This window comes from Ruegeria sp. BI7 (assembly GCF_056537925.1).
This window is the reverse complement of sequence record NZ_JBQFSK010000001.1, coordinates 46,731-67,126: the sequence shown is the minus strand read 5'-3', so window position 1 is coordinate 67,126 and position 20,396 is coordinate 46,731. Positions and strand designations below refer to the sequence as shown.

Annotated in this window: 20 protein-coding genes; 5 read left to right on the top strand and 15 right to left on the bottom strand. The window is 58.3% G+C overall.

The genetic code is table 11. The features are described 5' to 3' along the window. Nucleotides 1-10: 10 nt before the first annotated feature. Complete coding sequence (locus tag ACR0JB_RS00310; RefSeq protein ID WP_170374231.1) at nt 11-613, bottom strand: 2-hydroxychromene-2-carboxylate isomerase; 603 nt, start codon at nt 611-613, stop codon at nt 11-13. Nucleotides 614-721: 108 nt separating this feature from the next. Here ACR0JB_RS00310 and ACR0JB_RS00305 point away from each other — a divergent pair, with 108 nt between their 5' ends. Further along, nucleotides 722-1,741 carry a ribose-phosphate pyrophosphokinase gene (locus tag ACR0JB_RS00305; RefSeq protein ID WP_170347825.1) on the top strand — a complete coding sequence of 340 codons (1,020 nt, stop codon included), beginning with the start codon at nt 722-724 and terminating at the stop codon, nt 1,739-1,741. A 103-nt stretch (nt 1,742-1,844) separates the two neighbouring features. Further along, nucleotides 1,845-2,285 (top strand): ribose 5-phosphate isomerase B, encoded by a 441-nt coding sequence (rpiB, locus tag ACR0JB_RS00300; protein ID WP_170395388.1) that lies wholly within the window; start codon nt 1,845-1,847, stop codon nt 2,283-2,285. A 284-nt stretch (nt 2,286-2,569) separates the two neighbouring features. On the opposite strand, the gene ACR0JB_RS00295 is transcribed toward rpiB, so the two are convergent. The 7 genes from ACR0JB_RS00295 to ACR0JB_RS00265 all read right to left on the bottom strand — a co-directional run bounded on the left by ACR0JB_RS00295 (nt 2,570) and on the right by ACR0JB_RS00265 (nt 8,941). Next, nucleotides 2,570-2,920, bottom strand: a complete 351-nt coding sequence (locus ACR0JB_RS00295; RefSeq protein ID WP_480789600.1) for an H-type lectin domain-containing protein — start codon at nt 2,918-2,920, stop codon at nt 2,570-2,572. Nucleotides 2,921-3,037: 117 nt separating this feature from the next. After that, nucleotides 3,038-3,448, bottom strand: a complete 411-nt coding sequence (locus ACR0JB_RS00290) for a F0F1 ATP synthase subunit epsilon (RefSeq protein WP_170395384.1) — start codon at nt 3,446-3,448, stop codon at nt 3,038-3,040. 12 nt (nt 3,449-3,460) lie between these two features. Continuing rightward, entirely contained in the window at nt 3,461-4,885 is a 1,425-nt protein-coding gene (atpD, locus tag ACR0JB_RS00285) for a F0F1 ATP synthase subunit beta (protein WP_170347820.1), read from the bottom strand. 19 nt (nt 4,886-4,904) lie between these two features. Next, nucleotides 4,905-5,780, bottom strand: coding sequence for a F0F1 ATP synthase subunit gamma (locus ACR0JB_RS00280; RefSeq protein WP_058280013.1), 876 nt, complete (start codon nt 5,778-5,780; stop codon nt 4,905-4,907). A gap of 15 nt (nt 5,781-5,795) precedes the next feature. After that, nucleotides 5,796-7,334 (bottom strand): F0F1 ATP synthase subunit alpha, encoded by a 1,539-nt coding sequence (gene atpA, locus ACR0JB_RS00275; protein ID WP_170347819.1) that lies wholly within the window; start codon nt 7,332-7,334, stop codon nt 5,796-5,798. Further along, nucleotides 7,335-7,895: a F0F1 ATP synthase subunit delta gene (locus ACR0JB_RS00270; RefSeq protein WP_170347818.1), complete on the bottom strand. Its 561-nt coding sequence runs from the start codon at nt 7,893-7,895 to the stop codon at nt 7,335-7,337. A 311-nt stretch (nt 7,896-8,206) separates the two neighbouring features. Then, nucleotides 8,207-8,941: a class I SAM-dependent methyltransferase gene (locus ACR0JB_RS00265; RefSeq protein WP_170347817.1), complete on the bottom strand. Its 735-nt coding sequence runs from the start codon at nt 8,939-8,941 to the stop codon at nt 8,207-8,209. 61 nt (nt 8,942-9,002) lie between these two features. Here ACR0JB_RS00265 and gloB point away from each other — a divergent pair, with 61 nt between their 5' ends. Both gloB and clpA read left to right on the top strand, forming a co-directional pair. Next, nucleotides 9,003-9,770, top strand: a complete 768-nt coding sequence (gene gloB / locus ACR0JB_RS00260) for a hydroxyacylglutathione hydrolase (RefSeq protein ID WP_480789599.1) — start codon at nt 9,003-9,005, stop codon at nt 9,768-9,770. A 166-nt stretch (nt 9,771-9,936) separates the two neighbouring features. After that, nucleotides 9,937-12,261: an ATP-dependent Clp protease ATP-binding subunit ClpA gene (gene clpA, locus ACR0JB_RS00255; RefSeq protein ID WP_170395380.1), complete on the top strand. Its 2,325-nt coding sequence runs from the start codon at nt 9,937-9,939 to the stop codon at nt 12,259-12,261. A gap of 52 nt (nt 12,262-12,313) precedes the next feature. Here clpA and ACR0JB_RS00250 read toward each other — a convergent pair whose 3' ends face one another. The 4 genes from ACR0JB_RS00250 to ACR0JB_RS00235 form a co-directional block, all read right to left on the bottom strand. Then, nucleotides 12,314-12,844, bottom strand: coding sequence for a BUD32 family EKC/KEOPS complex subunit (locus ACR0JB_RS00250; protein WP_170395378.1), 531 nt, complete (start codon nt 12,842-12,844; stop codon nt 12,314-12,316). 230 nt (nt 12,845-13,074) lie between these two features. Further along, the gene (locus ACR0JB_RS00245; protein WP_170395376.1) at nt 13,075-14,712 is read right to left on the bottom strand and encodes a peptidoglycan -binding protein; all 1,638 of its coding nucleotides are present in this window, start codon (nt 14,710-14,712) and stop codon (nt 13,075-13,077) included. A 3-nt stretch (nt 14,713-14,715) separates the two neighbouring features. Beyond that, complete coding sequence (locus ACR0JB_RS00240) at nt 14,716-15,894, bottom strand: biopolymer transporter ExbB (RefSeq protein WP_170347812.1); 1,179 nt, start codon at nt 15,892-15,894, stop codon at nt 14,716-14,718. A gap of 68 nt (nt 15,895-15,962) precedes the next feature. Next, entirely contained in the window at nt 15,963-16,493 is a 531-nt protein-coding gene (locus ACR0JB_RS00235; protein ID WP_170347811.1) for a gamma-glutamylcyclotransferase, read from the bottom strand. Between the two features lie 67 nt (nt 16,494-16,560). On the opposite strand from ACR0JB_RS00235, the gene ACR0JB_RS00230 reads away from it, so the two are divergent. Then, on the top strand, nt 16,561-17,562 hold the full coding sequence (locus tag ACR0JB_RS00230) for a DUF2125 domain-containing protein (protein ID WP_480644231.1): 1,002 nt from the start codon (nt 16,561-16,563) through the stop codon (nt 17,560-17,562). Here ACR0JB_RS00230 and ACR0JB_RS00225 read toward each other — a convergent pair. Genes ACR0JB_RS00225 through hisC form a run of 3 tightly spaced genes read right to left on the bottom strand, consistent with a single transcriptional unit; the run spans nt 17,559 to nt 20,388 of the window. Next, the gene (locus ACR0JB_RS00225; protein WP_480644232.1) at nt 17,559-18,389 is read right to left on the bottom strand and encodes an extensin-like domain-containing protein; all 831 of its coding nucleotides are present in this window, start codon (nt 18,387-18,389) and stop codon (nt 17,559-17,561) included. The two genes, ACR0JB_RS00230 and ACR0JB_RS00225, sit on opposite strands and share 4 nt — an antisense overlap. Then, nucleotides 18,386-19,306, bottom strand: coding sequence for a prephenate/arogenate dehydrogenase family protein (locus ACR0JB_RS00220; protein ID WP_170504537.1), 921 nt, complete (start codon nt 19,304-19,306; stop codon nt 18,386-18,388). Before ACR0JB_RS00220 ends, ACR0JB_RS00225 begins: the two co-directional genes overlap by 4 nt. Continuing rightward, the gene (gene hisC / locus ACR0JB_RS00215; protein WP_170395368.1) at nt 19,303-20,388 is read right to left on the bottom strand and encodes a histidinol-phosphate transaminase; all 1,086 of its coding nucleotides are present in this window, start codon (nt 20,386-20,388) and stop codon (nt 19,303-19,305) included. Before hisC ends, ACR0JB_RS00220 begins: the two co-directional genes overlap by 4 nt. Between the last annotated feature and the right edge of the window lie 8 nt (nt 20,389-20,396).

Here is a 20,396-nt window from a genome sequence, read left to right as displayed (position 1 = left end):
GGCATGCCGGTCAACCCTTGGCCTCGGTCAGGTGCCGGTCCAGATCATCCAAACGGTCCTGCCCCCAGAACCGCTGGCCATCCTCAGTAATGTAGAACGGCGCGCCAAAGACGCCGCGTTCAACGGCCTCTTCCAGATTGGCGGCATAGGTTTCGGCACCGACCAGCAGGCCACTGTCTGCCAGATTTGGGTCAAAGCCCGCCTGCGTCAGACAATCGCGGATCACATCATCCTGTGCGATGTCTTTTTCCTCGGCCCAACAGGCCCGCAGCAAGGACTGGACCAACTTACCTACATCCCCTGCCCCATCCTTCATCGCTGCAATCACCGCATAGGACGACGGCGCCATATTGGTCGGCCAATGCGCCGGTTGCAGATTGAATTCTATTCCCAGGTTCTTGGATTGGCGCAGCAGTTCCTGCGCCCTGTATTCATTGCGCGACGGGTGGCGATCTTTTGGCGGCGTTCCCCCCGTACGCCCGAACAGCGCCATGATATCCAGCGGTTTGTAATTGATCGTCGCGCCATGCTTGGCCGCGACCTCCTCCAGCCGCTCACCTGCCAAATAGGTGAATGGCGAAATTGTCGCAAAATAGTAGTCAATCCGGGCCATGTGCACTTTCTCCGCTGCGTTACCTTTGCTGGACGGTAAGGCCATGCTAAGCGGTGTCAACATCACGAATCTGTCACATTTGCCATTGCTGCCCGGGGACCTCAGCCGATGCCGACACTCAACGAACCCAAGCTTATCGCTGGGAACGCAAATCTTCCGCTTGCCGAATCCATAGCTCGCCGCATGAGCCTGTATCGCGGCGTCGATCAGGGTCTGGTCGATGCGAGAGTTGAACGGTTCAATGACGGCGAGATTTTCGTCGAAGTGTTCGAAAACGTGCGTGGCGAGGACATGTTCATCGTTCAGCCAACCTCGAACCCCGCCAATGACAATCTGATGGAGCTGCTGATCATTGCCGACGCGCTGCGCCGGTCATCGGCCCAACGGATCACCGCTGTTATCCCCTACTTCGGTTATGCCCGACAGGACCGCCGCACCAAGGCCCGCACGCCGATCAGCGCCAAGCTGGTGGCCAACATGCTGACCGGTGCAGGGATCGAGCGGATCCTTACCATGGACCTGCACGCAGCGCAGATTCAGGGGTTCTTCGATATGCCGGTCGACAACCTCTATGCCTCGCCAATCTTTGCACTGGATGTAAAACACCAGTTCAAGAACAACCTGGATGAACTTATGGTTGTCTCGCCCGACGTGGGCGGTGTGGCCCGTGCACGTGAACTTGCCAAACGCATCAGCGCTCCCTTGTCGATCGTTGACAAACGACGCGAAAAGGCTGGCGAAGTGGCAGAAATGACCGTGATCGGCGATGTCAAAGACAAGATTTGCCTGATCGTAGACGACATGTGCGACACTGCCGGCACGTTGTGCAAAGCGGCTCAGGTACTGATGGATAATGGTGCGAAAGAGGTGCACTCTTACATCACACACGGCGTCATGAGCGGCCCGGCAGTCGAACGCGTAACCAATTCGGTAATGAAGTCGTTGGTGCTCACCGACACGATCCAGCCAACCCCAGAGATCGCAAAAGCCAAGAACATCCGCATCGTACCAACGTCTCCGATCTTCACGCAGGCGATCCTGAATATCTGGAACGGTACCAGCGTGTCGTCGCTATTCGAAGACAAGACCTTGATCCCGATCTACGAGTCTATGTACCACATGGACTAAGTTTGGATCGGGCGGTCCTTATGGGCCGCCCTTCCCTTTGCAGGCCTCCGCGCCCGCGACCTACCTGCCACGAGAATCAGCGTGGTTATCTGTGGAAAGTCCCATGACAGTCAACAAACGCATCGTTCTCTCCAGTGACCACGCAGCCATTGATTTGCGTCAGGCTGTTGCCGCCCATGTTGCGGCAAATGGATGGGAAGTGGTGGACATCGGCCCTACAACTCCCGAAAGCACGCATTACCCCAAGCACGGCAAAGCCGCCGCGCAGGCCGTAGCCTCGGGCGAGTGTCAGCTGGGGATCGTTTTGTGCGGCACCGGACAGGGCATCATGATGGCCGCCAACAAAGTGCCCGGTATCCGCTGTGGTGTTTGCTCCGACGCGTTCTCGGCCCGGATGATCCGTCAGCATAACGATGCCAACATGCTGTCCATCGGTGCGCGTGTTGTCGGTGAAGGTCAGGCGTTGGATATCGTCGATGCCTTTCTGACCGCCGAGTTCGAAGGCGGCCGTCACGCGACACGCGTGGATATGATTGAAGACTGACAATTTCTTTCAACCGGTTCGCAAGTGGCGGCAGCCTATTAGCAAATGGCCCTGACATCCGTATCTAGCCACGTCACAATGTTGGCATGGGATTTCCACCAGTTATCGCAGACACCGTTGCACGTAGTGCCTCGTTTACTGAACCGCGCTGATTGGCGTTAGGCGTTCACGCCTTACCCTTGCTGTGACAATCAAGTCTTGTTCAAGGAACGGCAATGTGAGTTCCCTATTCAATCGCGACTGAAGCTGCGCCTCCAACTTTCCAAATTGATGACGCTTGAACTTCACGAGATATCCCAATCATCCTCATGCGCTACTTCGCCTATTGCCGTCCAGGTCACCCGTATCCGGGCAATCCGTGTATCTGACCATGTGCGGAATGCGGCAATGAAACCCTCGGGGGTAACGTCCGCTGTCGTCACCTCGGCGCGCAGGGCCGAAGACGTGTCCACATCCCATAAAGACACGCCAATCTGAACCACCGGTGCGGTTCGAAATGGCTGACTGAAGAGGATAGCAGACCGCCGTTCGCGTGGCCCCTCGCCCGTCCACATATCGCCGCCATCAGCGAAATCGGAAAACAGCACTGACTCGCCTTGGTCGATACCAATAGGGTGGGTTCGAAAAGTCTTCATTGTTGATGTCTTTGTCTTTGTATTCCTTACACCTATCCTGCGGCCTCGGCAAAATCACGACAAAAAAACGGCCCCGCGCAGGCGGAGCCGTTATAAATCACAAGAATTGCCAGAGCCTTACAGGCTCATATGCGTTCCAAGGGCTTCCATGTCGGCCAGCAACTTGGCAGCGTCGTCAACGATGGACTGATCATCGCCTTCCTTCGCTGCCTCGTGCGACGCGCGTGCCTCGGCGATCAGATCGTCCAGGTGTGAGCGTGTCACTTCGGCAACCGGGATCGCCTTTTCGGCCAGAACCGACAGGCCATCGCCATTGATCTGAGCAAACCCACCGGTGACCAGGTATTCGCTGGACCCTTCAGGTGCTTCGACCTTTAGGATGCCCGGGCGCAGCGTAGTGATGGTGGGGGCATGGTCGGGCATTGCCGTCATGTCCCCGTCCGCGCCGGGAAGCTGGACCGCCGTCGCGCTAAGCGAAGCAAGGCTCCGCTCGGGGCTGACGAGGTCGAATTGCATCGTGTTTGCCATCAGGGATACTCCTTAGGCGGCTTCTGCGGCCATCTTTTCCGCTTTGGCGATCACTTCGTCGATACCGCCAACCATCAGGAAGGCCGCTTCGGGCAGGTGATCGTATTCGCCAGCCACAACGGCCTTGAACGACGCGATGGTGACATCCAGAGGAACCTGAACGCCCGGCGAGCCGGTGAAGACCTGCGCCACGTCGAACGGCTGCGACATGAAGCGTTCGATCTTACGGGCACGGGCCACGGTCAGTTTGTCCTCTTCCGACAGCTCGTCCATGCCAAGGATGGCGATGATGTCCTGCAGCGACTTGTAGCGCTGAAGGATCTGCTGAACATCGGTCGCAACCTGATAATGCTCTTCGCCAACGATGGCCGGGTCGAGCAGACGCGAAGTCGAGTCGAGCGGGTCAACCGCAGGGTAGATACCCTTTTCCGAGATCGCACGGTTAAGAACGGTAGTCGCATCCAAGTGAGCGAATGAGGTTGCCGGCGCAGGGTCGGTAAGGTCGTCCGCAGGCACGTAGATCGCCTGCACCGAGGTGATCGAGCCCGACTTGGTCGAGGTGATGCGTTCCTGCAGGGCACCCATGTCAGTGGCCAGTGTCGGCTGGTAGCCCACCGCCGAAGGAATACGACCCAGCAGAGCCGAAACCTCGGAACCCGCCTGCGTAAAGCGGAAGATGTTGTCGACGAAGAATAGAACGTCGGTACCGGACTGGTCGCGGAACTGCTCGGCAAGGGTCAGACCGGTCAGAGCAACACGCGCACGCGCTCCGGGAGGTTCGTTCATCTGACCGTAAACCAGGGCCACCTGCGATTCCGACAGGTTGTCCGGTTTAATAACGTTCGATTCGATCATCTCGTGATACAAGTCGTTCCCTTCACGGGTCCGTTCACCAACACCCGCAAACACCGAGAAGCCCGAGTGTACTTTTGCGATGTTGTTGATCAGTTCCATGATCAGAACGGTTTTACCAACGCCAGCGCCGCCGAACAGGCCGATCTTACCGCCTTTGGCGTAAGGGGCCAGCAGGTCCACAACCTTGATGCCGGTAACCAGAACTTCCGACTCGGTCGACTGTTCTGCAAAGGTCGGCGCCGGCTGGTGGATGGCGCGGGATTCGGTTGCCTCAACAGGGCCCTTCTCGTCGATGGGATCGCCAACGACGTTCAGGATGCGGCCCAGGGTGGCGTTACCAACAGGAACCGAGATCGGTGCGCCCATGTCGGTCACTTCAGCACCACGAACCAGACCTTCGGTCGCGTCCATCGCGATGGTGCGGACAGTGTTTTCACCCAGGTGCTGGGCAACTTCCAGTACCAGACGCTTGCCGTTGTTTTCGGTTTCCAGCGCGTTCAGAATTTCAGGCAGCTGATCTTCGAAGTGCACGTCGACGACGGCCCCGATGATCTGTGTGACTTTGCCTTTTGCATTCGCCATATTGTTGTCTCCGGTTTTCTTACAGCGCTTCGGCGCCGGAAATAATTTCAATCAGCTCGTTGGTGATCACGGCCTGACGCGAGCGGTTGAACTGGATCGTCAGCTTGTCGATCATTTCACCCGCGTTGCGTGTCGCGTTGTCCATTGCGGACATCCGTGCACCCTGTTCAGACGCTCCGTTTTCGAGCAGGGCCGAGAAGATCGCGGTTGCAACCCCCTTGGGCAGCAGGTCGGCCAAGATGGCCTCTTCGCTGGGCTCGTAGTCGAAAACAGCACCGCTATCGTCACCCTCGGTTTCCTCGAACGAGGCGGGGATGACCTGCTGTGCCGTCGGGATTTGGGTCACAACGTTGACGAACTTCGAATAGAAGATCGTGGCAACGTCGAACTCACCCCCGTCAAAGCGCGACAGGACGTCCTTCGCGATGTCTTGCGCGTTGGTGTAACCCAGACGCTTGACCTCGCTCAGGTCGATATGTCCAACGAACAGATCGCCAAAATCACGCTTCAGCGCGTCGCGGCCTTTTTTGCCGACGGTCAGAACTTTGATCGTCTTGCCTTTGGCGCGCAGCTCGTCCGCTTTTTGACGGGCCAGCTTGGCGATGTTCGAGTTGAAGCCGCCGCACAGGCCGCGTTCAGCTGTCATGACAACCAGCAGATGGACATCATCACTGCCCGTACCACGGAGCAGCTTAGGGGCGCTGTCGCTGCCCCCGACCGACGCCGCCAGCCCCGCCATCACGGCATTGAACCGTTCGGCATAGGGGCGCGAGGCTTCGGCAGATTCCTGGGCGCGGCGCAGTTTTGCAGCCGCGACCATCTGCATGGCCTTGGTGATCTTGCGGGTCGATTTGACCGACTCGATCCTGTTTTTAAGGTCCTTAAGATTTGGCATATGCCCGCCTCTCCCTTAAGCGAAGGTTGCGGCGTATTCGTCCAGCGCAGCCTTGATCTTATCGGAAGCGTCACCCTTGATCTTGGGATCTTCGTCCGTGATCCACTGAAGCAGATCCGCGTGCTTGCCACGCAGGTGCGCCAGCAGGCCAGCTTCGTAACGGCCAACATCGGACACGTCGATCTTGTCGAGGTAACCGTTGGTACCGGCGAAGATGACGCAGACGATTTCAGCATTGGTCAGCGGCGAGTACTGCGGCTGTTTCATAAGCTCGGTCAGACGCGCACCACGGTTCAGCAGCTGCTGGGTCGCGGCGTCCAGGTCGGAACCAAACTGAGCAAACGCAGCCATTTCACGGTACTGAGCCAGTTCCAGTTTAACCGGACCGGCAACCGACTTCATCGAGTTGGTCTGAGCCGAAGAGCCCACACGCGAAACCGACAGACCGGTGTTCACAGCAGGACGGATGCCCTGGTAGAACAGTTCGGTTTCCAGGAAGATCTGGCCGTCGGTGATCGAAATCACGTTGGTCGGAATAAACGCCGAAACGTCACCACCCTGAGTTTCGATGACCGGCAGAGCAGTCAGCGAGCCCGCACCGAAATCCTCGTTCAGCTTCGCCGAACGCTCCAGCAGGCGCGAGTGGAGGTAGAAAACGTCGCCAGGATAGGCTTCACGTCCGGGCGGGCGGCGCAGCAGCAGCGACATCTGACGATAGGACACAGCCTGCTTAGACAAGTCATCATAGATGATCAGCGCGTGACGGCCATTGTCTCGGAAGTATTCGGCCATCGCGGTTGCAGCGTAGGGTGCCAGGAACTGCATCGGTGCCGGGTCGGACGCGGTTGCGGCCACAACGATCGAGTATTCAATCGCACCGGATTCTTCCAGCTTCTTCACCAGCTGCGCAACGGTCGAACGCTTTTGACCGATGGCAACGTAAACGCAGTACAGTTTCTTCGACTCGTCGTCGCCTGCTGCGTCATTGTACACTTTCTGGTTCAGGATCGCGTCCAGAGCAACGGCAGTTTTACCGGTCTGACGGTCACCAATGATCAGCTCACGCTGGCCACGGCCAATCGGGATCATCGCGTCAACCGATTTCAGGCCGGTTGCCATCGGCTCGTGAACCGACTTACGCGGGATGATGCCTGGTGCCTTAACGTCTGCAACGCCACGCTTGGTTGCGTTGATCGGACCTTTGCCGTCCAGCGGGTTGCCTAGACCGTCAACAACACGGCCCAGCAGCTCGTCACCGATCGGAACGTCCACGATCGAGTTGGTGCGCTTGACGGTGTCACCTTCTTTAATGTCACGGTCGGAACCGAAGATAACGACACCGACGTTGTCGCTTTCCAGGTTCAGCGCCATGCCCATGATGCCACCGGGGAATTCGACCATCTCACCGGCTTGTACGTTGTCCAGGCCGTATACACGGGCAATCCCGTCACCGACGCTCAGCACGCGGCCAATCTCGGCCACTTCGGCTTCCTGACCAAAATTCTTGATCTGGTCCTTCAGGATTGCAGAAATCTCTGCAGCTTGGATTCCCATTTATCCGACCTCTTTCATTGCATTCTGTAGGGAGTTCAGCTTCGAACGGATCGAGCTATCGATCATTTTCGAGCCCACTTTAACGACAAGACCGCCGATGAGGCTTTCATCAACGGTCGCATTGATTGTCACGGTCTTGCCCACACGCTCGGACAGCGTTTTGGACAGTTTATCCAGTTGCGTCTTGGTCAGCGCCTTGGCCGACGCGACATCAGCGGTCACTTCGCCGCGTTCGTCTGCCAGCATGTCGCGCAGTACCTGCACCAGTTGCGGAATAACAAACAGGCGGCGCTTTTCGGCCATCAGACCCAGCGTGTTGCGCAGGATGGTGTGCAGACCCATCTTGTCGGCAATCGCGGTAATCGCTGCTTCCTGTTCGGCGCGGGATACCAGCGGCGATGCAATCAGGTCGCGCAAGTCGGCGCTTTCGCCCAAAGCTGCTGCCAAATCGTTGATGCCGGTTTCCAGACCTGCAAGGTCATTATTCTCTTTGGCGATCTCAAAGATCGCGGTGGCATAGCGTTCAGCAATGCCAGTGGAAATCGAAGCTGGTTCGGACACGTCCACCCTTCCGATATTTGAGGCCCCGATTTTGAGTAGCGGCCGCTACCACGGGGGCGTGAGGAAACCCCGCCCAGACGGCCGGGGATCAAAATCACCGGGGATGTAGCAGAGCCGAACCAAGCTAGCAATATATTATCACGGCAAGTACTTTATCCACAAAATGTTTCGTTTCAATCACTTACGGAGGGTGCGACCCTTTTATCCGGCTGGAAGGCAGGAAAAATGTTACGAAAGTGTAGGTTTTTGCGATTCCTGTGACCTATTTCCCGCAAATTCAGGCTTTGAAACGTCCCAAATCGACACAAGAATTATGCTGGCTTCAACAGTCCATCTAGCGCTTTGATCGGGCGACGTTCGGTATCTTTTGTGACGGTGCCGCTGGGGGGGCGGATGTGCTTGGTGACCTCTACCATCAGCACGCCCCCGGCCATCACCGTTGGCATGCGCTGACCGGTTTTTTCGATCAGACTGCCCGATTTCAACCAGAACCGGCGAAACGAAGGCGGCATATACAGAGCCGAGCAGTGGCCTTCGGGAATGAAGTGATGCGCCTTGAGCTGGCTTTCCAACTGCGACGCCGAATACGGGCGCCCGAATCCAAAGGGCGTTCGATCTGATCGCGACCACAGCCCGGCCCGGTTCGGCACAATGAAAATCGCGCGCCCTCCTGGTCCGAGAACCCGCCAGCATTCGTTCAGCAATTCGCTGGGCTGGCCTGAGGTCTCCAACCCGTGCATCACGACCAATTTGTCCACGTGCCCGGTTTCAATGGGCCAGAGTGTTTCTTCGGTCAGCACAGAGACATTGGGCATCCCGGCAGGCCAGGGCATGACCCCCTGCGGCCCTGGCATCAAGCCGATGACACGACGCGCTTCTGCCAGATATGGCCGCAAAAGTGGCACCGCGAAGCCAAAGCCTACTACGGTCTGACCTTTGGCCTCGGGCCACAACTGCGTCAGCCGTCCACGAATAGCGGCCTGCGCGGCACGGCCCAATGTGCTGCGGTAGTAGAAATTCCTCAGATCCTGCACATCAAGATGCATTGCGGACACCCGGTCAATCGGCTTAGCTGGGCGCAGTCTAGCAACGAAAGGGCAAAAGGCCATGCCTCTTGAGATCGTAACCATCCCATGTCTCAGCGATAATTATGCTTTTCTGGCGCATGACGCCACCAGTGGCCAGACCGCCCTGATTGACGCCCCCGAAGCTGGGCCGATTCTGGTAGAACTGGACGCCCGCGGCTGGACCCTAAGTCACGTGTTGCTGACCCATCATCACTGGGATCATGTCGACGGATTAGCCGGTGTTCTGGAAAGACACCCCGCCAAGGTCATTGGTGCTGCCGCCGACGCTCACCGCCTGCCCCCGTTGGACCAGCAAGTGGCCGAGGGCGACTCGTTCGAGGTCGGCGGCGAACCGGTGCAAGTTTTGGATGTGTCGGGCCACACAGTCGGCCATATTGCATTTTACATGCCGCAAAGTGCTGCCGTTTTCACCGCAGACAGCCTGATGGCCCTGGGCTGCGGTCGCCTTTTCGAGGGCACCGCCCCGCAGATGTGGGAGTCTCTTTCCAAACTGGCCGCGCTGCCCGACGAAACAATCGTGTATTCGGGTCACGAATATACGCAATCCAACGCCAAATTCGCCATTACGGTCAATCCGGACAACGCCGCATTGCAGCAACGCATGGCAGATATCGACGCCGCCCGCGCAGCCGGAAAACCTACAGTTCCCTCGAGTCTCGCGCTGGAAAAGGCCACAAACCCCTTCCTACGTGCCACAGATCCGGCGATTCAGAACCATTTGGGCATGGAAAACGTCGAACCGGCTGCCGTTTTTGCCGAAATCAGGGCTAGAAAAGACCGCTTCTAATGCCTATTTCGCCCTCTTCACGGCCACGGTCACAGGAAATGTGACTGTCAAGTGAAAGAAAACCCTTGAAGCCGGGCCACGATCAACCAAACTCTATTAGTATGAGGACATGGTTGAACCGGGGCCACATCCTGCCCCTTTCGACCCAAGACAGAGGAGCACCCGCGTGCCTTCATTCTCGAGCACTTTAGAACAAGCCATCCACGCGGCCCTTGCGGCTGCGAATGAACGGCGACATGAATTTGCAACGCTGGAACATCTGCTGCTGGCGCTGCTGGAAGAACCCGATGCCATCCGCGTCATGAAAGCCTGCAGCGTCGATCTGGAAGATTTGCGCAGCACTTTGATCGAATTCATCGACGAAGACCTGTCCAATCTGGTCACCGACATTGATGGGTCCGAGGCCGTACCAACCGCCGCATTCCAGCGCGTGATTCAGCGCGCCGCGATCCACGTGCAAAGTTCAGGCCGCACCGAAGTGACCGGAGCCAACGTTCTGGTCGCCATCTTTGCCGAACGCGAAAGCAACGCGGCCTATTTCCTGCAAGAACAGGACATGACGCGCTATGACGCGGTGAATTTCATCGCACACGGTGTGGCCAAAGATCCGGCATATGGCGAAAACCGTTCGGTTTCCGGCGCGGATCAGGTCGAGGAAGAGGCTCAATCCAGCACCACTGATGGTGATCAGAAAGAAAGCGCGCTGGGGAAATATTGCATCGATCTGAACGCCAAGTCGCGTGCAGGCGATGTCGACCCCCTGATCGGTCGCGCCGATGAGGTGGAACGCTGCATTCAGGTGCTATGCCGTCGCCGCAAGAACAACCCGCTGCTGGTGGGTGACCCGGGCGTGGGCAAAACCGCCATTGCCGAGGGTCTGGCCCACAAGATCGTGGGCGGAGAAGCCCCTGATGTGCTGTCGAACACCACCATTTATTCGCTGGATATGGGCGCGCTGCTTGCGGGCACCCGCTATCGTGGTGATTTCGAGGAACGGCTGAAAGCAGTCGTGACGGAATTGGAAGATCACCCCGACGCTGTGCTGTTTATTGACGAGATTCACACCGTGATCGGTGCCGGTGCGACTTCGGGTGGCGCGATGGATGCGTCGAACCTGCTGAAACCTGCCCTGCAGGGCGGCAAGCTGCGCACCATGGGCTCGACCACTTATAAAGAGTTCCGTCAACATTTCGAAAAAGACCGCGCGCTCAGCCGCCGGTTCCAGAAGATCGACGTGAATGAACCTTCGGTCGAAGACAGCGTAAAAATCCTGCGCGGTCTGAAACCCTATTTTGAGAAGCATCACGAGATCAAGTACACTGCGGATGCGATCAAAACCGCCGTAGAACTATCGGCGCGCTATATCAACGACCGCAAACTGCCAGATAAGGCCATCGACGTGATCGATGAGGCCGGTGCCGCACAGCATCTGGTCGCAGAAAGCAAACGCCGCAAGACCATCGGTGTGAAAGAGATCGAAGCCGTCGTTGCCAAGATCGCGCGCATTCCGCCCAAAAACGTCACCAAGGACGATGCGGAGGTTCTGAAAGATCTGGAAACTTCGTTGAAACGGGTGGTGTTTGGTCAGGACGAAGCTATCGAGGCGCTTGCCAGCGCAATCAAGTTGGCCCGTGCTGGTCTGCGCGAACCAGAAAAACCCATCGGCAACTATCTCTTCGCTGGTCCAACCGGTGTGGGTAAAACCGAGGTCGCGAAACAGCTCGCAGATACGCTGGGTGTGGAACTGCTGCGCTTTGACATGTCGGAATATATGGAGAAACACGCAGTCTCCCGTCTGATCGGTGCCCCTCCGGGTTATGTCGGGTTCGATCAGGGTGGTCTGCTGACTGACGGCGTGGATCAGCATCCGCATTGCGTGCTGCTGCTGGATGAGATAGAAAAGGCCCACCCGGACGTGTTCAACATCCTGTTGCAGGTGATGGACCACGGTGAGCTGACCGATCACAACGGCCGCACGGTGAATTTCCGCAACGTGGTTCTGATCATGACGTCGAACGCGGGTGCGCAGGAACAGGCCAAGGCCGCCATTGGCTTTGCCCGTGACCGCCGCGAGGGCGAGGATACCGCTGCGATCGAACGCATGTTCACGCCGGAATTCCGCAACCGTCTGGACGCCGTAATCTCGTTCGCACCTCTGCCGAAAGAGGTCATCCTGCAAGTGGTCGAGAAGTTCGTCCTGCAGCTTGAGGCGCAATTGCTAGATCGCAATGTGACCATCGACCTGACGCCCAAAGCCGCCGAATGGCTGGCTGACAAGGGCTATGACGACAAGATGGGCGCGCGTCCTCTGGGCCGCGTGATCCAGGAACACATCAAGAAGCCTCTGGCCGAGGAGTTGCTGTTCGGCAAGCTGGCCAAGGGTGGTGTGGTCCGTGTCTCGGTCAAGAAGGGCGAGTTGAACCTGGAAATCTTTGGCCCCGATCAGCCGCGCATTCCGGGGGACAAGCCACCGCTGCTGACCGCGGATTGATTGCATCGTAATTCAGAAAGAAACCCGCCTTCATTGGCGGGTTTTTTTATGTTTATTTGGTGCGCTGTGGATGCGGGCTGTGAAAATACTCTGATCGACGGCGCCGTAAAGCGCGATAGGCCGACAGAAAGACATGAGCATAACGCAGCCCGTCGAAACTCTGAGACAAAGCGGACACCAACGCGATTCCAACGTCCCTGGCTTTGCGAATGCGCCCGGCCCTTGTTTGCACGAAATATTCGAAATCAATGAAACGAATTTGCTGCCCGTCCCAGCACATATCCCGAAAAGCCGGGCGCCCGTGGGCTAGGTCAATTGAATGCAAGCGCGCCAACGCTTGCCCCGCCGCATGACATGCCTTTTCTTTATCCTCGGCGGTCAAAGAGTCAGACTTGCAGATGTCAGTCAGACTGGCGCCAGCATCTTCAAGCACAAAGTAGCCCGTACCTTCTGTCACAATTGCCGGGACTGGCACACCGCTGTGCCACAGGAAATGATGTGAACACCGGTCCCGGTCGAACGCCATATTCGGAGTTCCCTTTACCAGCCAAAGCAGAGGCGCAGACCGCTCAATGCGCTTCATCCAAAACGGGGTTCCTTTTAAGGTCTCAAACCGGGCCACACGCCGATAAGGTGCTTGCAGGGCCTCATCAACCGCGCTTTGCAATTCAACTGCCAATTTGTTCAAATCCGTACCTGCTCAACCTATGGTGCAGATATAGGGGCATCACACTCGCCTTTCACCCAGCGCGAGCTAAAATTGCGGCGGATCGAAGCCACTTTCGTCTGCCTGAAAAAGCCCATTGTAGCGATTTAACGCTCAGTTAATTTCAACTCGATCCTGCGGTTCTGGGCGCGGGCTTCGGGGGTATCGGCGGGATTGACAGGCTGGAACTCACCAAACCCGTTGGCGGCCAGCCGGTTCGGCGGGATACCCAGCGCTTCGACCATGTATCGCACCACCGAAAGCGCCCGGCCCTGGCTGAGTTCCCAATTGTCGCGATACCGGCCCGTCCCGGCCAGAGGTACGTTGTCCGTGTGGCCATCGACACGGATGACCCAGTTCAGACCCTCGGGAATTTCTGCCGCTACACTGCGCAGGATATTGGCCACCTTGGCGACCTCTTGCCGCCCGACCGGCGACAGCGTAGCTGATCCTGTGTCGAACAGCACCTCGGATGAGAAAACGAACCTGTCTCCTTCGATCCGCACGCCTTCTTCATCGCCCAGGACATCGCGCAAACGACCGAAGAACTCAGAACGGTAACGCTGCAGGTCCTCGGCCTGTGCTGCCAGTTCTTCGGCCTCGGCCTCTAGGCGAACGCGCTCGGCCTCTTCCAGCAGTCGGCGGCGACGTTCTTCCGAGGCGGCCCGCGCCAACGCTGCATTCAGGTCCTGACCCAGCGTCTGGATACGAATATCGGCGGCCGCATTGCGCTCCTGATAATCGTCAAGCAACGCCTGCAACCCACCCAATTGTTCGCGCAGTGCAGCCATTTGCTGATTGAGCAATGCCGTTTCGCGCTGCGCTTTTTCCGAAATCGCCTGCTCATTCGACAGCGTATCACGCGCAACGGTCAGCAAGGCCGCGCGTTCTTCGGCCAATGAGCGTTGTTCCTGCGCTTCAGCCTGAGCCTCGGTTCGAGCTGCCAAAGCCGCCTCAAGCTGGGCTCGCAATTCTTCTGCGTTCAAGGCCCCAAACTGCCGTTCCAATTCGGCTTTTGCAGCCTGTGCAGCGGCCAACAGTGTCAAGGTCTCTTCAGCCTCTTTCCGCTGCGCTTCCAGCGCCAAGGTCATGGCCGTCAGTTCAGCATCCGCGTTCAGCAATCGGTTGCGCAGATTTTCGGCGGCGGCGGCCTCAGCCAGCTTGGCAGCCTCTTCGGTGCTCAGTTGTTCTTCTAGCTCAGAAATCCGCGTGGACTGCGCCGCATCGCTTTGTTCTAGATCAGCAACCAAGGCTTCCAGCGCCTCGCGTTGCGCTGCAGCCAGACGCGCGGCTTCGGTCTGTTCATCGATCTCAGCGCGGCTTTGCGCCAAGGCCAGATTCAACGCGCCCTGCTCATCAACCAACTCGGCGATTTGACCCTGTGCGCGCTCTTGCTCTACCAGCAGGGCCGCGACCTGAGCCTCAAAATCGGTCAGTTGGATCTGCGCTTGCACCAGTTCGTTCTCTACCTGCGACAGAGTCGAGTTCAACACACCCAACCGCGCTTGCAACCGGCTGTTTTCCCGTTCTTCCAGCCCCAACGCTCCGGCCAGCGCCGCAACCTCATCCGACAAGGCTGTCAGTTCGTCCTCTTGCCCGGAAATAGTCTCACGCAGCACAAACTGCACGACCATGAAGATCGTCAGCACAAATGTCAGCACCATCAAAAGTCCGGTGATCGCATCCACGAAACCGGGCCAGACCGAACCTTGAAACCGTTGACCGGTGCGTCGGGACAGAGCCATGGATTACTCTCCTTCCGGAGCAGTACGCACGGCGCCTCGGGGTAAGGTAAGGGCTTTGACCAGCAATTCGATATCCTTGCGCAACTCGCTCATGCTTTCCTGACGGCCAGCCGAGATTTCTTCGAGAATACGAAGCAACTGCACATCCATCGAGCGCAGGCGCATACGGCTTTCGGCGTCTATCCCGTCTCCAGCGCCCTGTTCGCGCATGTGATCCAGCAGGGCGTCCTGCCCAAGCGCAACCCGTTCCAAGGCAGCTGTCACGCCCTCGGTATCGGACTGTCGCACGTTCATTTCGCCGATCGAATCCGCCAATTGGCCCAGTTTGGACGACACCGCAGCGCGATCAGCCTCTTGCGCTGAAAACAGATCCTGCAGCGCGTTCATCTGTTCGGACATGGCATCCAATACTGGCGTCAGAACCGCCAGTTCAGCGCCACCTTCATCGCTGGCCCCGAAGCCAACGCGGGTGATCGAGGATAACCATTCCTCAAGCTCGCGGTAGAACCGGTTCTGTCCATGGCCCGCAAACAATTCCAGCAGGCCAACGATCAGCGAGCCAGCCAGACCCAACAACGAAGACCCGAAAGCCACGCCCATGCCCTGCAGCTGCGATTCCAGCCCGACCATAAGGCGGTTGAACACGGCCAGCCCCTCTTCACCTTCCTGCGGGTTAAGGCTGCGGATTGTGTCCACAATGGCGGGAACCGTGGTGGCCAGCCCGAAGAACGTGCCCAAAAGACCCAGATAGATCAGGACGTTGGTGATATAACGGGTGATCTCACGTTCTTCCTCGACCCGTTCTGCGACTGAATCCAGAATGGACCGTGTCGAGGTTGAGCTGATCTGAGACCGCGCGCCCCGTTCGCGGAGCAGGGATGCCAACGGTGCCAGCAATTGCGGTGTACGGGCATCTTCGCGCACAACACCGCCCACAAACGCCTCGATCCATCGGACAGAGCCGATCAGTTGAGTCACCTGAAAGAAACAGGCGAAAACACCGATGATGAACACCAGGATGATAAAGCCGTTTAGGTAGGGATTGGCCTCAATCACCGGCATCACATAGGGCAAAGCCATAAAGACGCCCAACCCGGCCAGACCTATTGCGACCAACATCATCACAATCTGTCGAATGGGATGCGAGAAATGAGGTCTCGCGCCCTGATGTGCCTGCGCCATGCGCGTGGTTCCCGGTTTTGCCTGCTCTGCGCTGAATCTAGCGAACTTATACCGGTGACGCCAAGGGTTTATGCGGTGATATCACGCACACGTTGCGCCAACCACTCAAGATCGGGGTCGCGCAGGTCGATCTCGGCCAAATGTTCGGCGGTGTTATAGAGGTATTCGGTGTTTGGCCCCCGCCCGCCGACCGCATGGGCGATTATCTGGGCCTGCTCTTCCAGAGGGATACCGCCGCAATACTGCACATGATCGGCGTCGATCACGTAAGTCACGGCATTCACAACCTCGCCGCTGTCCAGGTGCAGGTCCAGCATCTTCTCAACATAGGCCGACGAGATCAGCTCGCGCTCGCGCAATTCATGCAGGGTGCGGTCTTCGTGTCCTGCCTCAACCGCCAGAGCCAGCCCCTTGCAATTGGCGTCGGCCTGTTCGTCCAGCGCCAGAACCAGACCAGGATGGTCTTCAGTACCGCGATGGTGGATCGAGCTCATGCAAAAGGACCGCGCATAACCGTTTAGTGTGGCGCGTTCACTGCGGGCCACCGGAAAGCCCGGATTCCACAGCAGCGATCCATATCCGAAAACCCACATCGTCATAGCACTGGTCCTTGCCCGTTTGCGTCTATAAACATCAATTCCGAGGTGGGAAAAAGGGCGAACTGCCATGCGCGGTCTGATACGGGTAATCATTTTCATCGCTGTAATCTGGAGCGTCTATTGGTTCGTCGCCGGCTTCGGCCTGCGCAACGCGATCACCACATGGTTTGACAAACAGCAGGAACAGGGCTGGCAGGCTGATTTTTCAGACGTTGAAACTGCCGGGTATCCACTGAACCACATGACGCGCCTGAATAACCCGGCGCTGGCCGATCCGGTCAATGGCACCGCCTGGAGCGCGGACTGGATCGAATTCCAAAGCCCGGCAATCTGGCCTGGTAGACAAGTGCTGCGTTTTGCCGGCACACCGCAGCGCCTGTCCTATTTCGACCAGACCGCAACCATTCAGGCCACCGACCTGCAGGCCGAACTGGAACTGCAACCCGGCGTGGCGCTTATGTTGGAAAAGATGGCTCTGACTGCCGGGCCGTGGTCGATCACCGATGATTCCGAGGCTTTGGCCGGGGGCAACACATTGGCCCTTGTGATGGAACAGACCGCCACCCCCGAGGCATATGTGATCAGCGCGCAGGCAGACGGCTTCACCCCCGGCGATGACCTGCGCGAACTGATGCGTTCGGCCACTACCCTGCCGCAAGCGTTTGAAACGCTGGAGCTGGACCTGACGGCCACTTTCGACAAGGCATGGGATCGATCCGCGCTGGAACAAAGCAGACCGCAACCGGTTAAGCTGGACTTGCGCCTGGCTGAAATGAAATGGGGCGCGCTGCGCCTGTTCGCAACCGGAGAGCTGGACGTAGACCCGCAGGGCATTCCCACCGGAGAAATCGCGATCCGGGCCGAAAACTGGCGCGACATGATCGCCATGGCCAACGCGGCAGGCGCCCTGCCCGATCAGGCGGTAGACCCAGTGACAACGACGCTGAATTTTCTGGCCGGGCTTGGCGGCAACCCCAATGCGTTAGACGTGCAGCTGAATTTCCGCGATGGGTTTGTCGCCATGGGCCCAATCCCTTTGGGCCCGGCACCGCGTCTGATCCTGCGTTAACGGCAGTACGGCCCGCGACGATGGCGTGCCGTATCCAGGTGGAAATGATCGCGATGATACCGGTCCGCATTCGGCCCCAGAACCGTGCCAAACGGGCCGCACGCCCCGCGCCAGACTTTGGTCAGCTGACGTTTTGACGGGTTCTTTCGCCAGCCTTTCAGAACGGTCACGACCTCTCCGTCTGCCATCTTAAAGCCCGAGATATCGATTGCCCGGCCTTTGCCGTGTTCTGAAATTCTGGCCCCTTTTTGATTGTTTCGGGTCCGACAAGCGTAATGGGCAGCGATCTGAAGCTCGGCCACCGGACCGCGCCGTTTGAAGGTGGGTTTGACCGTTTTGTCGACCCATTTGTTCAACGCTATCGCCGTCCCACAATCCATCGTCGACGGGCGGCTGAGCACCACACCTGAAACCGAGGTGATTTGCACAGCATCCTTGATGCCGCAGGCCTTGATACGACCGGGCACATTTCCGACAGGCTTGCCCTGAATAGCGATATCCCCACAGACCGAAGTTTTGCGCAGTTTGCGTTTCTTAAACAACGCCTCCTGTTCCAATTCCTTGGGCCGTAGATACGGCATCAACGAGGTATCCGGCCCCAGCAACGGCAATTCCGAGGGGCGCGCTGCCACGGCCAATAATTGCGGAGACTTAGGGCGTAATACAGGACGGGTCTTTGCGCTGGGTAGAGGGCTGGCAAAGGCAAGCACCGGGGTCGCCGAAGGCCGCGCAACCGGAACCAGCGACTGTTCAGGAGGCGCCGCGTTGGACACTGTGGCGCAGACCGCCAAATATCCAATCGCAAGGAACCTCCAGCCGCGTTTCATGGGTTCGCCTTTCCCCGTCCGAAATCAGGCGCATCCGTATCCTGCCCCGCATCGATAATCCCACGCCGGATCGCGCGGGTACGAGTGAAATAGTCAAACAGATGTTCGCCATCGCCGGTGCGAATAGCACGTTGCAGCGCAAAAAGCTCCTCGGTAAAGCGCCCGAGGATTTCCAGGGTCGCGTCCTTGTTGGTCAGGAACACATCGCGCCACATGGTCGGGTCCGACGCCGCGATGCGGGTGAAGTCCCGAAAACCAGCGGCCGAATACTTGATGACCTCGCTATCGGTGACGCGGCGCAGATCATCTGCCACGCCAACCATCGTGTAAGCAATCAGGTGCGGCGCATGTGAGGTCACGGCCAGAACCAGATCGTGGTGGTCCGCGTCCATCTCATCCACATTCGCGCCCATTCCTTCCCAAAGCGCACGCAAACGGGCGATGGCGTCCGGGTTCGAACCTTCAACCGGCACCAGCAGACTCCAGCGATTATCGAACAGTTCGGCAAACCCGGATTCGGGGCCGGAATGCTCGGTCCCTGCCAGCGGGTGCGCCGGTATGAAATGTACTCCTTCGGGAATATGGGGCGAGACCGCCTCTATCACGTGCCGCTTGACCGAGCCCACATCGGTCACTGTCGCGCCCGGTTTCAGGACCGGTGCGATTTCTTGCGCGACCGTCCCCATTGCGCCGACGGGTACGCAAAGCACTACCAAATCCGCACCCTCAACCGCCTCTTGCACCGTGTCACAGACGCGGTCGCACAGGCCTATCCGACGGGCAGTATCGCGTGTGGCCTCGGACCGGGCATAGCCGGTGACCTCACCCGCAAGACCCGCGCGTTTGATGGCCCAGAACATGGACGACGCAATCAGGCCCAGCCCGATCAGTGCGACGCGGTCGTATACCTGGCTCATGCAGCGCCCCCTTTGAATGCGGTGATGGCCGCAACGACACGGCGGCATGCCTCTTCATCGCCCACGGTAATCCGCAAGGCGTTGGGCAGGTTGTAACCCGCCACACGGCGCACGATCAAACCCTGCGTCTTGAGGTAATCGTCACAGGCCTCGGCCTCGGCCTGATCGGTGAAACGGGCCAGTATGAAATTGGTGCAAGACGGGTCTGTAGGCACGCCAATCTTGGCAAGTTCTTCCGAAAGCCAAACGCGCAGTCGGGCGTTTTCGCCGTGACAGAAGGTCAGGTAGTCGTCGTCTTTCACCGCCGCTTCGGCCGCAGCCAACGCGGTCATAGACAGGTTGAACGGCTGGCGCACACGATTCAGCACGTCGATGATCGATTGCGCGGCAAAGCCCCAACCGACCCGCATCCCGCCCAGCCCGTAGATCTTGGAAAACGTACGTGTCATGATGACGTTTTCGAACCGATCCACTAAAGACGCACCACCATCGAACCCATCGACGAATTCTGCATAGGCTCCGTCAATGACCATTAGACAGCTTTGCGGCAAAGCTTCGGCCAACCGCACAAGGTCCGCCTCGCCGATCATAGTCGAGGTCGGATTGCCCGGATTGGTGACAAACACGATGCGCGTTTGCTCGGTAACCGCGGCAAGGATGTTCTCCACGTCCACGTGACGATCCCGTTCCGGCACCATGACCGGCGTTGCCCCGGCCATGCGGGCGATAATCGGGTACATGGAAAACCCGTGCTCGGTGTAAATGACCTCATCCCCCGGCCCGGCATAGGCTTGCGCCACGAATTGCAGCACCTCGTCACTGCCCACACCGCAGATAATCCGCGCGGGGTCCAGCGCGTGACGTTCCCCGATCGCGGCACGCAGGCTAGCGTGGTCGGTGCTGGGATAACGATGCAAGGTCACGGCACTGTCGCGCACCGCCTCAATCGCCTTGGGGCTGGGCCCGAACGGGTTTTCGTTAGAGCTGAGCTTGATCACATGCTCGACTCCGGCCACATGCGACTGGCCGCCCTGATACAGCGCGATGTCCATAATGCCGGGTTGAGGGGTGATCTTGGTCATAAGAGGCT

Coding starts and splice junctions, on each gene's coding strand:
- ACR0JB_RS00265 (WP_170347817.1), bottom strand. CDS start 8,941: ATGCATCTTGATGTGCAGGATCTGAGGAATTTCTACTACCGCAGCACA.
- ACR0JB_RS00225 (WP_480644232.1), bottom strand. CDS start 18,389: ATGAAACGCGGCTGGAGGTTCCTTGCGATTGGATATTTGGCGGTCTGC.
- ACR0JB_RS00280 (WP_058280013.1), bottom strand. CDS start 5,780: ATGCCAAATCTTAAGGACCTTAAAAACAGGATCGAGTCGGTCAAATCG.
- ACR0JB_RS00305 (WP_170347825.1), top strand. CDS start 722: ATGCCGACACTCAACGAACCCAAGCTTATCGCTGGGAACGCAAATCTT.
- rpiB (WP_170395388.1), top strand. CDS start 1,845: ATGACAGTCAACAAACGCATCGTTCTCTCCAGTGACCACGCAGCCATT.
- ACR0JB_RS00240 (WP_170347812.1), bottom strand. CDS start 15,894: ATGGCGCAGGCACATCAGGGCGCGAGACCTCATTTCTCGCATCCCATT.
- ACR0JB_RS00290 (WP_170395384.1), bottom strand. CDS start 3,448: ATGGCAAACACGATGCAATTCGACCTCGTCAGCCCCGAGCGGAGCCTT.
- atpD (WP_170347820.1), bottom strand. CDS start 4,885: ATGGCGAATGCAAAAGGCAAAGTCACACAGATCATCGGGGCCGTCGTC.
- ACR0JB_RS00250 (WP_170395378.1), bottom strand. CDS start 12,844: ATGAAGCGCATTGAGCGGTCTGCGCCTCTGCTTTGGCTGGTAAAGGGA.
- ACR0JB_RS00310 (WP_170374231.1), bottom strand. CDS start 613: ATGGCCCGGATTGACTACTATTTTGCGACAATTTCGCCATTCACCTAT.
- ACR0JB_RS00295 (WP_480789600.1), bottom strand. CDS start 2,920: ATGAAGACTTTTCGAACCCACCCTATTGGTATCGACCAAGGCGAGTCA.
- ACR0JB_RS00230 (WP_480644231.1), top strand. CDS start 16,561: ATGCGCGGTCTGATACGGGTAATCATTTTCATCGCTGTAATCTGGAGC.
- atpA (WP_170347819.1), bottom strand. CDS start 7,334: ATGGGAATCCAAGCTGCAGAGATTTCTGCAATCCTGAAGGACCAGATC.
- hisC (WP_170395368.1), bottom strand. CDS start 20,388: ATGACCAAGATCACCCCTCAACCCGGCATTATGGACATCGCGCTGTAT.
- ACR0JB_RS00235 (WP_170347811.1), bottom strand. CDS start 16,493: ATGACGATGTGGGTTTTCGGATATGGATCGCTGCTGTGGAATCCGGGC.
- gloB (WP_480789599.1), top strand. CDS start 9,003: ATGCCTCTTGAGATCGTAACCATCCCATGTCTCAGCGATAATTATGCT.
- ACR0JB_RS00220 (WP_170504537.1), bottom strand. CDS start 19,306: ATGAGCCAGGTATACGACCGCGTCGCACTGATCGGGCTGGGCCTGATT.
- ACR0JB_RS00245 (WP_170395376.1), bottom strand. CDS start 14,712: ATGGCTCTGTCCCGACGCACCGGTCAACGGTTTCAAGGTTCGGTCTGG.